Raw genomic sequence first — 15,742 nt, 5'->3', positions numbered from 1 at the left:
CACTATAATTTGATTTTTCCTCGGGAAACGTTATCCGCCATAATCAAGGCGTTATAGGCATTGACGATATTTCCTGAGACAGAGATTTCACCTAGTTTTGCTGTTTTGGATGGGTCTCCCCCTAAAATGACGGGACTTCTTGGTGACAGGCCTGATTTCATAATAATATGCTTTACCTCCGAAGCGCTTAGTTTAGGATAATACGAGCGAATCAGGGCAGCTACCCCGGCCACGGCTGGAGCCGCCATCGACGTACCGCCTTGAAATTCATAATTGTTTCCCGGCATCGAAGAGTATATCTCATCACCAGGGGCAAAAACATCCACATTAATATGACCATAATTTGAAAAGGATGCCACCATTTCAGACCCATACTTAGATGACAATGCCCCCACGGTAATTACATTGTCGGATATTTCGGCACCATTGTTAATCTGGTCGTTCGGAAAGTTTGGATTCGCCGGATCATCTAAATTCTCCCCGGAGTTTCCCGCGGCATGAACAAAAAGTACATCATTGTCTGCCGCATATTTGAGGGCATCATAGACCCATTGTGCATTGGGTGAAAAGGCTTTGCCAAAACTACCGTTAATTATTTTCGCACCGTTATCGACGGCATAACGAATGCCCAATGCAATATCCTTATCGTATTCATCTCCGTTCGGTACGGCGCGTATACTCATAATCTCGACATTGTTCGCCACTCCGTTAACACCGATGCCATTATTACGTTCGGCAGCGATAATACCGGCCACATGAGTGCCGTGGCTCTCATCTTCAACACGGTTTTTTGGATTTCCGTTGCCATACCCCAGGTCGTTAATGTCATAGGGGTTGTCACCTACGACCTTTCGACCATTGAAATCAACATTATAATTATAGTTAATTTGATCCGAAAAGTGGGTTATGCCTTCTTCAAGTTGCTTGATTACCTCTGCAATGCTATCCTCGTACGTGAACATTTGGGTCAAAATACCTATATTTCGCTGCATGGCCTCGGTTTTTGGCTTGATGGCAGCTAAGTCTTCCTTAGTATATTCGGTTTTCCCCAATTCTTTTTTAACGGCGGCATCGGCATCTTTGACAGCTTGAAATATTTGTTCGTACCGCTCTTTGTTTTGTAGTGCCTCGGCATACTCCGTATCTACTTCTGCCTTTGCCCTTGACTGAAGGGCGGCATCCCCAAGTTTAAGCTTTACGATACGTGCGGCCTCTAACTGTTCGTCGTACGATTCCCCTAAGAAATTATATCCGTGAATATCGTCGATATAGCCATTACCATCATTGTCTTTTCCGTCACCGGGCTTTTCTCCCTTGTTGGTCCAAAGAACATCATCAAGGTCTTCGTGGTTTAGGTCGATACCTGAATCCAGTACGGCGACAATAACCTTGTCACCTTTTTTATTTTTAATGATATCCGCGTAAGCTTTATCAACGCTCATGCCGGGTATGGTATCGGACACCAAATCGAGGTGGCCCCAATTTTCTTTTTCGGCATCGGTCAAGTCCGATATCTTTAAGGGCGTAGTATCAATATTTTCAATGGGGGTCGATACCAAGGCAGTAGAGCCGCATCCCGTAAGGAAAATAGCAGCGGAGAAACCCAAAATCGATTTTGCAAAAATTCGTGTCATAGTATTGAATTAAGTTAGTGTATACGTTCATAAAAAGCTCCTGGGTGTAAGGCGGTGAACATTTCGAAACAACCCCTGTCGGCCATGGTAACATAACAGGTTTTGCCATTACTGCCTCCAAAGCAAATATTTGAGGGCTTTTTACCCTTTAAACCCACCTCTTTTAAGAGCTCTCCTTTAGGGGAAAAAATAGCTACAGTTCCTTTGTCGTAACGCGTAATATATAGGTTCCCCTTACTATCGCAGCGCATACCGTCCATGCCAAAGTCTTCGAAAGCTATGAATTTTGTTTTGTTTTTAAGTGTGCCGTCCTCCATGATGTCGTATTGCCAAACATTACGCTGCACTGATTCATTCACGTATAGCTTGCTGCCATCAGGGCTCACTTCGATACCATTGGTGGTACCCATCCCTTCCTCCAAGAGAACGATTTCTTTTGATTGGGTTACCATCCAAATCCTACCGGTATTTTCGGCCCAATTAGGGTCACTTAGATAGATGGTGCCGTTCGGTGCGATAGCCAAATCGTTCGGCTGGCTCATTTCATTGTTATGGGCCCATACAACCGGATTTTGTGTGCCTTTTCTGACTTGAAAGACATTGTGTCCGACATAATCGGCAATGTACATATTGCCTTCCATATCAAAACGTATTCCGTTTCCCACGCTTTTACCGGGAAGTTTTAAAAAAACCGAGGCATTACCCTTTTCATCTACTATTCCGATAGTACCTTGTTCCTTATAGTTTACGGCATAAAGATATCCAGTATGGTCTACGGCCGGCCCCTCGATGCCTTTGGTAAACTCAAATTCCGACAATAAATCGGTACTGGAGGATTTTTGTGCCTTACAAGAGACCTGGGTCGCCAAAAAAACACCAAAGAGTATTTTTATAACTTTTCTAGTTGAAGAGCTCATTGAACGTATATATTTCATGTAACCGTACGCCTTTATCCGTGTGTTGCAATGTACAAATTTCGTGGTGTGCATCGTGTTCAAAAAAAAGGAGGTATTCTTCGGCTACTGCTTTATTTAGAAAAACTTCTTTTTCGGCCAGCGTTAGTAAAGGCCGAGTATCGTAACCAATTACATAGGGCAAGGGGATATGACCTGCTGTAGGAATCAAATCAGCCATAAACACAAGTTTTTTTCCTTGGTACGTAAAATGGGGTAGCATTTGCTTGTCGGTATGTCCATCGACAAAAAGAATGCCAAAACCCAATTCTGACTCATTGATGTATGTATGCCCCCTATCATCCGATTTTGGGGTGTCAATAAAATTAAGTTGCCCGCTCTCTTGCATTGGGAGTAGGTTTTCTTTTAGAAACGAAGCTTTTTCGCGGGCGTTGGGCTTTGTTGCCCATTCCCAATGTGCTTGATTGGTCCAGAACCGGGCATTTTTAAAAGCCGGCTCATATCCCGTTCTATCCTTATTCCATTGAATGCTGCCCCCACAATGGTCAAAATGAAGATGTGTCATAAAAACATCAGTTATATCATCTTTATGAAAGCCGTATTTTGCCAAAGAAGCATCTAAAGAGAAATCGCCCCATAGATAGTAATACCCAAAAAACTTGTCCGATTGCTTATGGCCCAACCCCGTATCGATAAGGATTAGGCGATTGCCATCCTCGATTAGTAGGCTTCTTGCGGCAATATCTATCATATTCTTTTCATCGGCCGGATTGGTCTTTTGCCATATCGTTTTTGGAACAACACCGAACATAGCGCCCCCGTCAAGTTTGAAATTACCGGTTTCTATAGGATATAGGGTCATTGAAAAATGATTAGAAATATGCAAAATAATAAAAAGCGAGAGGTATTTTGGCCCTCCTTGGCGCTTTTTTAACACTATTGGTGGTTGTGTTTTACGATAATGGGAGACTTATCGATTACCATTACTAAAAGGCATGGTTGTGATGCTTTAAATGTTTATGTTTACAGCAGGCCTTTTGGGCGTTCCCGTAGTACGTATAGGGCTTCATTTTTAAAGGTGGTCAAAGCGCATCTTATTTTTTCGAAGACGTCCAAATTGGCACCATAGTAGGCCGATATGCCCCGAAAAATATTATTTTTGAGAAAAATCCCAATAGTATGATAGAACTTGCCGGCATCGTTATACTTGGTATAATTGCGCAGTGGTTCGCCTGGCGCTTCAAGCTTCCCGCGATACTTCCACTTATTTTAATAGGTCTCTTAGTCGGCCCTATAGCTTCCATGTATACGGCTGACGGTTCAAAATTAATAGAACCCGTGTGGACCGGCTCGAAAGGGTTGTTTCCCGGAGAAGGGCTTTATTATTTTGTGTCCCTTGCTATTAGTATTATTCTTTTTGAAGGGGGGCTTACCCTGAAGCGCTCTGAAATTCGCAATATTGGACCAGTCATCACAAAGCTCATTACTTTGGGAAGTTTGGTTACTTTTTTTGTTGCCGCCATAGCGGCACATTTTATTTTCGGCCTCAGTTGGCAAATATCATTTTTATTCTCTTCGTTGATTATAGTTACCGGGCCGACGGTAATCACTCCGATTCTGAGAAACATTCCTTTAAAGAAAGATGTTTCCGCAGTCTTAAAATGGGAGGGCATACTCATTGACCCGATTGGCGCTTTGGCTGCGGTATTGGTTTTTGAATTTATAAGTGTGGGTGAGGGGCAGGCCTACACCATGACCGCCCTTGTCGAGTTCGGAAAAATTCTATTGTTCGGTTTTACCTTTGGGTTTACATTTGCCCACGCCCTGACCTTCGTTATCAAAAAGAATTTTATTCCGCACTATCTCTTAAACGTCGTATCTCTTTCCGTGGTATTGCTCGTCTTTGTTATGTCTGACGTTTTTGCCCATGAATCCGGACTTTTGGCTGTAGTAATAATGGGTATGGTTATGGGCAATACCGATTTGCCCAATATTAAGGAACTGCTTTATTTTAAAGAATCTCTCAGTGTGCTGTTGATATCTATTTTATTCATTCTATTGGCGGCTAATATTAATATGGCCGATTTAGAACTTATCTACAATTGGAAAACGGCAGTATTGTTTCTCATTATCGTTTTCTTGATTCGCCCTCTTGGTGTTTTTCTTAGTGCGGCGGGATCTAACCTCAAGTTCAATGAGAAACTGTTTATCGGCTGGGTAGGGCCTAGAGGTATCGTTGCAGCGGGTATTGCGTCACTGTTCGGATCTAAATTGCTAACGAGAGGGGAACCAGGTGCCGAATACATTACCCCCTTGGTTTTTGTAATCGTACTGGGCACCGTTTTGCTTAATGCCACCACTGCACGCCTTTTTGCACAAACAGTAGGAGTATTCCTAAAGAAGTCGGAAGGTATCGTAATTATCGGGGCCTCCAAGGTTTCTCGCTTGATTGGAGCGTATCTGAACAAAAATGGGCGGCACGTAGTGCTCATCGATAACAACCAAAACAATGTAGAAAAAGCTAAAAAATTAGGCATTGAAGCCCTTACTGCAGATATCTATTCCGATTCATTGACGGATAATATTGAACTCAATGATGTAGGATATTTAATGGCTTTGACGGGTAATTCGGATATAAACGAATACGCTGTAGAGCGATTCGGAAAGGAGTTCGGGGAGAATGGATCCTTCCGTTTAGTCAATAGTGACGAGATGAATGACCCTGAAAATAATCCTAGGGAGGGCCTTTTTTCACATACGGATGATTTTATCAAATTGACGGAAACGGCGCGAAAATATCCTGCGGTACACGAGATTGAACTGAAAGACAATACCCATTATGAAGGCCTTATAGAAATCACCAAGGCTGAAGACCATATCATACCCATATTTTTAAAGACACCAGATGGGGATCTAAAGATAATATCTTCCTTTAGTACGGAATTTACCGACATCGGAGAAGGATACCGGTTGGTTTATTTGGGGAGGGTGTTTGACGTAGAAGACCCTGAAGAAGACGAGGACGATACCGTGACTCATCCAGAGGAAAAGGAAATACAATAACCTATTTCAGAAAAGTCAAGGTCACGGCAAAACCAATCCCGCACATTTCTCTGATTTGTCCTATTCTTCTCTCTAAAGTCGGGCCATCTGCCATAGACCTAGCCCGCAAAGGGCATGGCCTTAAAAATGTGTATTGAAATATCATCACCGACAATTTCCTCCCCTTCTTTCGCGATCAAATTGTAGAAATGAAGTGCCGATTCGCGCTTTATTTTATTTGCTAACAGGGTAGTGTCGATTTCCCCACTCTCTTGCCGCCATATAAAAATGGAGTTCTGTATGGTTTTAAGTAAACGGTGTTCTGCCGTAAACTGGGCTATGTAAGTTGTCATGTATCTGAAATCTATTTTTTAGACTTTCTTAAAACAGCGGACCCGAAAAAAAATTGTTTTCTGAATGTTAATTGTAGGAAAATGTTAAAAACTTCTTGTTCGAATTCCTATTGGCGGAAAAAGACAAGACTGTTTTAAGTACTATAAATAGGTCCCTATCTTTTTAAACCTTGGGACGCTTCATCCCTAACTTCATATGATTTTTCGGCATAGCCCATTAAGCCGTTTTCAGAAATGGCTTCTACAATAATTACATATGCGCCGAGTACGTCCCCATTATAAAATTGAAGTGTAGCGGTTCTGGAAGCATCAAGGTCGAAGAAAGGGGTCCAGTGTACTAACGACCTTAAATCGGGTTTATTCCGATCTGCAGTATCGGAAGTGTCGTATTTAGGAGCATAAAATTCTTTTATAGGTGATAATTGCTCTATGAAGGTCGTCAATGTACCAGGTGTGGCCCTTTTGGCACCATGAACACCAACTTTGCCTTTGGTATGGATTGAAATGATATGGCCTAAGTCAGGTATTTCGAATAGATCGGCATCGGGAAATACGGTAAGATATCTACGCTTAAAAAATTTCGCATATTTGATTAGTTCAATACTTTCTACCACATCGGGTGACATGCTAGGTACAAATTCGTATTGTTCCTTTGGTATCAGTTTACCATCTACCATTATAAGGGTAGCTTCTCTAGATCCGGCCCGCACATGCGCCAGCATAAAACCATCAGGAAATCTTTCGATTTCAATTTGATCACCATAGTTGAACAATAGAATGCTATAAAGGCCGTAGGACCAATCTTTTTCTTTTTCTCGAATCTCCTCTCCTGAAATGATTACATCCGCATCACCGTATAGTTTATAGAACTTTGCTTTCTCTGGTGTCAACCGATTCTCAGAGACCACAACCTCGTCTAGTTGGGTTACACCATAGAGGGAGTCAAAAATTCCATCGATTCGAACCCGCTCCTTTTGGGCATATATGATGGCTTTAAGTACCTTATCAGGCTTCTTTACAACTGGCTTTCTCTGATAAACTACCTTGGGGGTTTGATGCCTTTCAAGAAAAATATCGATCTTGCTTTTTTCGGAACTTTCGGCAATACTGAGTAACGCTTTGATCGGTGCCCCGTAATTGTTGTTCAATAAAAAGCGAAATCGTCCGAGGCTGTCGATTGCCGTCTGATACAATGCAGGGTTCTTTCCAAAAGTTGCCAATGATATGAGACGCCCATCTTTCTTCTTCTTGTCTGGGTATTTTACCCAACCGCTCATTTCGAGTCCCTTTTGAGCAGTATAGTATTGGCTAGAGCTTCTTACTATGGGATATTTATAATCGCGCCAACCTTGTGTGAGCAACAGCGCGTCAATATCTTTTAATCGGTTTTCATTTTGAGCGTTGAAGTAGTAGCCCGGATTTTCAACGTTACCTTTTAGCTCGGAATCCATTAGAAAATAGGACTGTAGGGTATTCACTTCATCTTTGGGCCAATGGTCCTGATGTATGGCCATGGCGAACACTTTTACCTTTTCTTTTTTAGACAACAGATTCTTGACCTGAACTTTTAAATTAGTTGCTTTACGCCGACCATAAGACGCTTTGTCCGTGGTTAATGCCAATTCTAGACGCGCAGAATCGTTTTCGTTAAAGAACAATCTTTCCGCCAGAGGTTGCCCGTTTTCATTGAGCAGTGTAAATACAAGTATGCCCATGGGCAATTGATCGGACCTTAAATCTTTGGTCAAAAAACCATTTTGCAATGGGCCCTCTATTAGAAAATAGTCCGTGCCTCGACAAGACACCTTGATGGCTATGTTGTCTTTAAGGGTATTTGAGGCCACTCGTACCCATACCTTTTCAGTGCTCCGCGATACCGACAATATATGACCCGTCCGCACCACTTCCGGAAGGGGGAAAACATCTGCGCCTGATGGGTCCGCGGGAAAGTCTACCCTTGCATGATAGCTTTTGAGGCTATCTGCGTAAAGGGTAAACGAACCCATTCCCAGGCTATTGCTCTTGAAATCGGCGATATGGTTATTATCGTTATCAAAAATAGTTCCTTCCACGATTTTCCCTTTTCCATCGATACCGACGGCTTTAAAGGCAATTTGATTCTTGAACCCATGAACCAGTTTGCCACTTTCAGGAAAGAATTGAAGGTCCAATGCGTTCGGGTTCAACACGACCGTTTCGGAACGCACTCCATTTGACAAAGTAACCCAATTGATTTTAGAAGGGATTTCATATTGGAAACGGGAGGCCTTTTTGTTTTTATGCTTTAATAGCAGGGAATCTTGCCCATCTTTCCAATGCAAAAAGAGCGGAATCTTGGCATCGAGCACTTCATCGAAACCCCTCTTTTCGAGTGTTCCCGACAATACTACTTTCCCGGATGGTTTTTCCGTAACCAATAATGAATCTATCAGACTTTTTCCTATTTCAGGGTTGGATGAAACTCTTTCGACGTAAGTCTTGAACATAAAGCCTTCCCCGAAATTGCCGTTCCATTGGGTGTAGGCCCGAATTAAATGTCGACCTACAGTTTGGTCGTCATAGGAATCAAAACTTCCGTATCCGGTTCCCTGCGATAGCCTTACCAGTTTGTGCGCCACGATGTTTCCGTTGGGATCAATCAAATCAACGTAGAGCAGTCCGCTACCCTCCGTAGGACGGTGATCTCTTCCATTTACTACGACAGCATTAAACCATAACGTTTGATCGGTTGCCCAAACATGGGATGATAATTGCAAAAAAATTTTTTCAGGAAACAAGCTATCCGATCGGAATTCCGCTTCCTGAGAAAACGGGAAGAAAGAAATCCAGAAAAAGCAGAAAAACAGCCTAGATTGCATTCGAAATACTATAAGAACCCACTTCTTTGACTACGATCAGCAAATACCGAAGTCCATATCCCTTAAAATTAAAGGAAATTTACAAGAATTTAAATTCCTTGTACGATTCGAGACTCAATCGTTTAATTTAAGCACGGCCATAAAGGCTTGTTGGGGAATCTCGACATTGCCTACCTGACGCATACGTTTTTTCCCTTTTTTCTGTTTTTCCAGTAGCTTACGTTTTCGGGAAATATCGCCTCCATAACACTTTGCGGTAACATCTTTTCGAAGGGCCTTAATGGTCTCCCTAGAAATAATTTTTGCACCAATTGCCGCCTGTATCGGAATGTCGAACTGTTGTCTTGGAATAAGTTCTTTTAGTTTTTCACACATTTTTTTACCGATATTATAGGCATTGTCAAAATGAACCAAAGCCGAGAGTGCGTCAACTGGCTGTGCATTTAGTAGAATATCCACCCTGACCAGTTTCGATGTGCGCATGCCTATGGGCGAGTAATCGAATGATGCATAGCCTTTGGAGACCGTCTTAAGACGATCGTAAAAATCAAAAACGATTTCCGCCAAGGGCATATCAAAGGTGAGCTCTACCCGTTCAGTGGTCAAATAGGTCTGGTTTGTAATTATGCCTCTTTTATCGATACAGAGCGACATGATATTTCCCACAAAATCTGCCTTCGTAATTATAGTGGCCTTTATATAGGGCTCTTCTACATGGTCTAGTGTTGAGGGGTCCGGCAGGTCTGAGGGATTATTTACGATTACGGGCACTTCAGGTTCTTTGGTAGTAAAGGCGAAATAGCTAACGTTCGGAACCGTAGTAATGACGGTCATGTCAAACTCCCTTTCAAGCCTTTCCTGTATGATTTCCATGTGTAACATCCCCAAAAATCCACAGCGGAATCCGAAACCAAGGGCGGCACTACTCTCGGGCGTAAAAACCAAAGATGCATCGTTTAGCTGTAATTTTTCCATTGAGGAGCGGAGTTCTTCAAAATCCTCTGTATCAACAGGATAGATGCCGGCAAAGACCATGGGCTTGACGTCTTCAAAGCCTGCAATGGCATTCTTGGTGGGGTTTGCGGCATCGGTAATGGTATCGCCTACCTTGACCTCTCGAGCATCCTTGATGCCGGTAATCAAATAGCCTACATCTCCGGCCTTGATGGTTTGCTTCGGATGTTGAGTCAATTTTAGCGTGCCCACTTCGTCGGCGAAGTAGCTTTTATCGGTGGCTACAAACTTTATTTTCTGCCCTTTTTTAATTTCTCCGTTGATGACCCTAAAATAAGTCTCAACACCGCGGAAAGGGTTATATACTGAATCGAAAACCAAAGCCTGAAGAGCCTCGTCAAGATTACCTTTAGGGGCTGGAATGCGTTCGATAATGGCAGAAAGTATAGCCTCGATGCCAATACCTGTTTTTGCACTTGCAGGGATCACTTCTTCTGGCTTACACCCTAAGAGATCTACAATATCATCGGTGACTTCCTCCGGGTTTGCGCTGGGCAGGTCGACTTTGTTAAGTACCGGAATAATCTCAAGGTCGTTCTCTAATGCTAGATACAGATTAGAAATGGTCTGGGCTTGAATACTTTGGGCGGCGTCAACTACTAAAAGGGCACCTTCACAAGCGGCAATGGAACGAGATACTTCATAGGAAAAATCGACATGGCCAGGGGTGTCTATTAAGTTGAGAACAAAAGGCTCTCCTTGATAGATATAGTCCATTTGTATCGCATGGCTTTTTATGGTGATGCCTCGTTCCCGCTCAAGATCCATACTGTCGAGAAGTTGTTCTTTTTTTTCACGGGCGGTAACCGACCCTGTAAAATCAAGAAGACGGTCTGCCAAGGTACTCTTACCATGGTCGATATGTGCAATGATACAAAAGTTTCGAATGTTTTTCATTATCGATATTCAGAGCAAATTAGTGCGCAAAGATACATTATTTTTGGGGCGTTCTAGGATACAAATAACTTAGTGGCAATCAAGACTTGTAAGATTTTACTTATTTGATTAGATTTGAAGTTCAACCATTAGCATTATTGAGACATTTTGTAGGCCCCTTTCTTATTTATTTGTGTTGTGCGTGTCTTCTACATTCCCAAGATTATAGTATCAGCGGAATTGTTAAAGATATGTCCGAATCGCCTATTTCCTTTGCGAATGTAGAACTTCTTACCGCTCGTGACACGGTGCCCATCGGTGGTGCGTCGACCGATGAAATGGGATATTTCAAGATTATGAGTGTTGTAAAGGGCAACTACTTCTTAAGGGCCAGTTACATTGAAAATAGATCCGACTTGATTTCGGTTATCGTAACTCAAAATGTAAACCTTGGTATGATCCAGCTAGATGATAGTGCCCAGGCTCTCGAGGAAGTGATAGTCGTCTCACAAAAGCCAAGGTTGGAAAGAAAGGTCGATCGCTTGGTCTTCAATATTGAAAATACCGCTATGGCGGATGGCGATATTTGGGACGTTCTAAAGCGAACACCAAGTGTAATTATCATCAACAACAAACTTACCGTAAGAGGAAGTGATGCCGTTGGAATATTGATCAACGATAAAATTGTAAACCTTCCAAAAGACGACATTCTAAACCTCCTATCCGGCACTTCGGCTAGTGATGTACAGGCGATAGAAATCATTACTAACCCACCTGCCAAATATAGTGCCGAACAAGGGGTGTTGATCAATATTAAAATGAAAAGGAATCTTATAGCGGGTTATAACGGTGCCATTTATAATAAGTATACCCAGGGGGTATTACCTAAGCACATGCTCGGTACCGATCATTATTTTAAGGGGAAAAACACTGGATTGTCCGTCAATTATAATTTTAGCCATAACCGTGAAATAACGAGATATACCGATATTACAAATTTTTTTAATTCAGACGGAACAATGTCGAAATGGGTTGCGGAACAAGACTACCTGAGACAACGGAAACGCCATAATATTTCGGCTTTTTTTGATTATGATCTGGATGACAGGAATCGATTGAGCCTTTCCACCATTACCATTTGGCAGCCTTCGGTAAAAAGGGACTATGATACTGAGACGGATATTTCAGGAGACGCTTCCATACCGGATTTCAACACGTTGAACAAATCGCAAGAAAGACGCTTGAACACCTCATACTATATTGATTATGAACGGAAGTTGAATGAAAAGGGGGCAGAACTTTCCTTAAACGCCCATTATACGTTTTTTGATTATTCCAACGGTCAAAATCTGGAGACCGATTTTTTCGATTTAAACGGAAATATTGCCGCAGAAAATGATTTTACTACTGATTCGGAACAGTTTATTAATCTCTTTAGCCTACAATCTGATTTTTCCTCACCGCTAAACGAGACCTCAACTGTTGAAACCGGGTTGCGCTATGCCAGTAGTCGATCAAAAAGCATTATAGTTCAAGAAGGTTTTAATCGTGAACAACCAGGAATAGAACCTACGACCGCTGGAAAATTCAACTATGACGAATCGATATTTGCCGCCTATGCTTCCTTCAAGGCTAAATGGGACCTTTGGAAATTAGATATGGGTCTAAGGACCGAATATACCCACACTATCGGCCGTTGGTCGGCAGGTGATCAAAATAACGAAAATGATTATTTTAAGTTGTTCCCATCTTTTTCGGTGCAGTATTCACCAAACGACAAGCACGACTTCAATCTTTACTATTATAGAAGAATCAACAGGCCAAAGTATGAGTCAATAAATCCCTTTCAGGTTTTTCAAAACAACTTTTCTACTATTGAGGGAGACCCCAATCTTGTACCGGCGACAAGACACTATGTTGCGGCCGGTTATACCCTTAATAGCAATTATACCGTAGAGTTATTTTACCGGAACGAGGTAGATGGTTTGCAAGAACTGGTATTTCAGAATAACGAAACCAAGTTATTACGCTTTATCCATTCGAATATGGAAAGTGCCGTTTCATACGGGATCGATTTGATGTTGAACAAAGATTTCACTAGCTTTTGGAACTGTTATCTTTTAGCAAGTTTGGCGGAAGAAACAAATAGGTTCAAAAATTTAGGTACCGATCAGACGGTTGAAAATAATCTATTCAGCTGGTTTATTAAAACTACCAACGGATTTACTTTTTTGAATGACAGGTCATTGACAGCCGATTTATCTTTTATGTACTTTGGCCCCCAAGTCGGTGCCAATTCAACCTATGATGGCTTTGGGGCTTTGAGCGTATTATTTCGAAAAACGTTGTGGAACAACAACGCGAGTATCTCAATAGGGTTAGATGATATTTTTAATCAGGGCAATCAATTAAGTACCCGAAAATACCTCGATCAAAACAGCACATCGTTGAGAAGGGCTGAGAATCGCTTGTTTATGTTGGGTTTCCGATATAAGTTCGGCAATGTAAGAATCCATGACAATCAGAAATCGAAACAAGTTGACGAGCGCGACCGCTTGTAAGCTTGAGAACATGTATATAGGTGTATATTGCCAAGATCTTTTCAAATAATCTAACCATTTTGCCATTTCGGATCGAGTTTTTTTCTAGGCCCCTGGGGAGATATGCCAGAAAATGAACAAGAGCTCTTGAGTCATAAACCACCACAAAATGATGCACATTCTTAATGAAATAAAGGCGGCCTTGAGTAAACTCCTTTTTCTATCTGTAATCTTTACAGGAATGCTTTCTTGTAAGACCGAAGAAACTATAAGAGTTTCATTAGCCGAAGACATTGCGTTTTTAGCCAGTGATAGTATGCAAGGACGAAAAACAGGAACTCCCTTCGAACGGAAGGCCGCCGAATACCTAAAAGAAAGAATGGAAGGTATCGGTCTTCGGCCTAAAGGTGACCGTGACACTTATTTTCAAACGTTTACCTTTAAACCCAAAATGGACCCGCATGAGCAGATACGATTTGCTGATGGAGACAGTACGATTACGGGTATTAATGTCATCGGTCTTGTAGACAATAAGGCTGGCAAAACGGTGGTAATCGGCGCACATTACGACCATTTGGGCATGGGTGGCGAAGGATCGTTATATGGCGAAGGAGAGGCCGTTCATAACGGGGCAGACGATAATGCAAGTGGAGTTGGCGTGTTACTGCAACTAGCAAGAAGTTTAAGGGATACACTTACCGGAAGTAACTATGTTTTCATTGCTTTTTCAGGGGAGGAGATGGGCCTTTTGGGCAGTAATTACTTTACTAAAAATCCGACGATCGACATGCGAAAGGTAAATTACATGCTCAACCTGGATATGGTGGGCCGCCTTAGAAAAAACAGAACACTGTCTATTAGTGGAACGGGTACGGCGCCTATTTGGCCAAAGGTTTTGCAAACATCCAATTCCAACTTCAACTTAGTCTTAAACGAGTCTGGTGTGGGGCCCAGCGACCACACTTCCTTTTACTTAAACCATATTCCGGCACTACATTTTTTTACCGGTCAGCATGAAGACTATCATAAACCCTCGGATGATTTTGATAAATTGAATTATAAGGGGATGAAAATGATAGAGGAATTTATCTTCAACATTGTCGCAGCACTTGACACGGACGAAAAATTGGTTTTTCAGTCCACCAAGAACGAGAGCGAAAACGTGCCAAGTTTCAAAGTTGCTCTTGGGGTCATGCCAGATTATCTTTTCGAAGGGAAGGGCATGCGTATCGACGGTGTGACCCAAGGAAAGCCGGGAGCTAAAGCAGGACTGTTAAAAGGTGATATTGTGGTACAGTTGGGTGATAGTACAATTGTTGATATGATGAGCTATATGCGAGCTCTTTCAAGTTTTGAAGAAGGCGATTCTACTACCGTAGTGGTAGAACGACGTGGAAAAAGAGTTAAGGCCGTGGTTGCATTTTAGACCTTTTGGGTCATTTAAATTTATGTAAATTTGCAGTCCTTAATAGAGAGCGACATGCCTAAAATTGGTGACATTCAATTGCCGGATTTTCCTTTGTTGCTGGCTCCTATGGAAGACGTCAGCGATCCGCCCTTTCGCGCCCTTTGTAAAGAACAGGGTGCTGATGTGGTATATACCGAATTTATTTCTTCCGAGGGTCTAATTAGGGATGCTGCCAAAAGCGTCATGAAGCTCGATATCTATGAAAAGGAACGCCCGGTAGGGATACAGATTTTTGGCGCCAATCTGGATTCCATGTTGCAATCGGTGGAAATTGTCGAAAAATCGGCTCCAGATATCATTGACATCAATTTTGGGTGTCCTGTAAAAAAGGTCGTCAGTAAAGGTGCAGGAGCGGGAATTTTAAAGGATATTGACCTTATGGTTTCTTTGACAAAGGCCATGGTCAAACGTACAAAACTGCCCATTACGGTGAAGACGAGGTTGGGTTGGGACGATGATTCCATCAAAATAGTAGAAGTCGCCGAGCGTCTTCAAGATGTAGGCTGTAGCGCAATTGCCATTCATGGTCGTACGCGGGCACAGATGTATAAGGGTGTGGCTGATTGGCGGCCGATTGCCGAGGTCAAAAACAATCAACGAATGCACATTCCTGTCTTTGGTAATGGCGATGTCGATTCGCCCGAGGCTGCCAAAAGAATGCGAGACGATTATGGGTTGGACGGGGCGATGATCGGTAGGGCAAGTATCGGAAACCCCTGGTTTTTTAACGAGGTTAAATATTTTTTTAGAACAGGTACAAATTTGGCCCCTCCATCGATGCCGGATCGTGTCGAGGCTGCTAGAAGGCATTTACAGATGGCTATCGATTGGAAAGGAGAAAAATTAGGAGTTTTCGAGACCCGAAGACATTATACCAATTATTTTAAGGGGATTCCGAACTTTAAGGAATACCGTATGAAAATGGTTACTAGCGATGCCGCCGAAGACGTTTTTGCCGCTTTTGATGAAGTGTTGGAGAAATTCGGGGATTATCAGTTCGTAGGTTAGCCCTGCTGAACGCTGTGCCCCCTAAAAAATTCTTT

At 42.4% G+C, this 15,742-nt stretch carries 10 protein-coding genes; 4 read left to right on the top strand and 6 right to left on the bottom strand.

Annotation, left to right across the window (positions count from 1 at the left end; all coding sequences use genetic code 11):
- Positions 1–2: 2 nt before the first annotated feature.
- The 3 genes from F2B13_RS12695 to F2B13_RS12685 are packed head-to-tail and all read right to left on the bottom strand — an operon-like array spanning position 3 to position 3,410.
- On the bottom strand, positions 3–1,634 hold the full coding sequence (locus F2B13_RS12695; RefSeq protein WP_149273627.1) for a S8 family peptidase: 1,632 nt from the start codon (positions 1,632–1,634) through the stop codon (positions 3–5).
- Between the two features lie 14 nt (positions 1,635–1,648).
- Complete coding sequence (locus tag F2B13_RS12690) at positions 1,649–2,551, bottom strand: SMP-30/gluconolactonase/LRE family protein (RefSeq protein WP_149304361.1); 903 nt, start codon at positions 2,549–2,551, stop codon at positions 1,649–1,651.
- The gene (locus F2B13_RS12685; protein ID WP_149304360.1) at positions 2,535–3,410 is read right to left on the bottom strand and encodes an MBL fold metallo-hydrolase; all 876 of its coding nucleotides are present in this window, start codon (positions 3,408–3,410) and stop codon (positions 2,535–2,537) included. Before F2B13_RS12685 ends, F2B13_RS12690 begins: the two co-directional genes overlap by 17 nt.
- Before the next feature lie 317 nt (positions 3,411–3,727).
- On the opposite strand from F2B13_RS12685, the gene F2B13_RS12680 reads away from it, so the two are divergent.
- The gene (locus F2B13_RS12680; RefSeq protein WP_149273620.1) at positions 3,728–5,611 is read left to right on the top strand and encodes a cation:proton antiporter; all 1,884 of its coding nucleotides are present in this window, start codon (positions 3,728–3,730) and stop codon (positions 5,609–5,611) included.
- Between the two features lie 98 nt (positions 5,612–5,709).
- Here the strand turns inward: F2B13_RS12680 and F2B13_RS12675 are convergent, their stop codons facing one another.
- From F2B13_RS12675 to lepA, 3 genes are all read right to left on the bottom strand, one after another.
- Positions 5,710–5,943, bottom strand: coding sequence for a GTP-binding protein LepA (locus tag F2B13_RS12675; protein WP_149273618.1), 234 nt, complete (start codon positions 5,941–5,943; stop codon positions 5,710–5,712).
- A 155-nt stretch (positions 5,944–6,098) separates the two neighbouring features.
- Positions 6,099–8,699 carry a hypothetical protein gene (locus F2B13_RS12670; protein ID WP_149304359.1) on the bottom strand — a complete coding sequence of 867 codons (2,601 nt, stop codon included), beginning with the start codon at positions 8,697–8,699 and terminating at the stop codon, positions 6,099–6,101.
- 216 nt (positions 8,700–8,915) lie between these two features.
- Positions 8,916–10,712: a translation elongation factor 4 gene (gene lepA, locus F2B13_RS12665; protein ID WP_149273614.1), complete on the bottom strand. Its 1,797-nt coding sequence runs from the start codon at positions 10,710–10,712 to the stop codon at positions 8,916–8,918.
- A gap of 104 nt (positions 10,713–10,816) precedes the next feature.
- On the opposite strand from lepA, the gene F2B13_RS12660 reads away from it, so the two are divergent.
- The 3 genes from F2B13_RS12660 (at position 10,817) to dusB (ending at position 15,707) form a co-directional block, all read left to right on the top strand.
- Positions 10,817–13,252 (top strand): TonB-dependent receptor domain-containing protein, encoded by a 2,436-nt coding sequence (locus F2B13_RS12660; protein WP_317131616.1) that lies wholly within the window; start codon positions 10,817–10,819, stop codon positions 13,250–13,252.
- Between the two features lie 148 nt (positions 13,253–13,400).
- Positions 13,401–14,657, top strand: coding sequence for a M28 family peptidase (locus F2B13_RS12655; RefSeq protein WP_232622885.1), 1,257 nt, complete (start codon positions 13,401–13,403; stop codon positions 14,655–14,657).
- Between the two features lie 54 nt (positions 14,658–14,711).
- On the top strand, positions 14,712–15,707 hold the full coding sequence (gene dusB / locus F2B13_RS12650; RefSeq protein ID WP_149275384.1) for a tRNA dihydrouridine synthase DusB: 996 nt from the start codon (positions 14,712–14,714) through the stop codon (positions 15,705–15,707).
- Positions 15,708–15,742 lie beyond the last annotated feature (35 nt).

Origin of the sequence: Pareuzebyella sediminis (genome assembly GCF_008367235.1) — a bacterium.
Classification (GTDB): Bacteria; Bacteroidota; Bacteroidia; order Flavobacteriales; family Flavobacteriaceae; genus Pareuzebyella; species Pareuzebyella sediminis.
This window is presented reverse-complemented; position numbering and strand designations above follow the sequence as displayed.

Coding starts and splice junctions, on each gene's coding strand:
- F2B13_RS12695 (WP_149273627.1), bottom strand. CDS start 1,634: ATGACACGAATTTTTGCAAAATCGATTTTGGGTTTCTCCGCTGCTATT.
- F2B13_RS12690 (WP_149304361.1), bottom strand. CDS start 2,551: ATGAGCTCTTCAACTAGAAAAGTTATAAAAATACTCTTTGGTGTTTTT.
- F2B13_RS12675 (WP_149273618.1), bottom strand. CDS start 5,943: ATGACAACTTACATAGCCCAGTTTACGGCAGAACACCGTTTACTTAAA.
- F2B13_RS12685 (WP_149304360.1), bottom strand. CDS start 3,410: ATGACCCTATATCCTATAGAAACCGGTAATTTCAAACTTGACGGGGGC.
- lepA (WP_149273614.1), bottom strand. CDS start 10,712: ATGAAAAACATTCGAAACTTTTGTATCATTGCACATATCGACCATGGT.
- F2B13_RS12680 (WP_149273620.1), top strand. CDS start 3,728: ATGATAGAACTTGCCGGCATCGTTATACTTGGTATAATTGCGCAGTGG.
- dusB (WP_149275384.1), top strand. CDS start 14,712: ATGCCTAAAATTGGTGACATTCAATTGCCGGATTTTCCTTTGTTGCTG.
- F2B13_RS12655 (WP_232622885.1), top strand. CDS start 13,401: ATGATGCACATTCTTAATGAAATAAAGGCGGCCTTGAGTAAACTCCTT.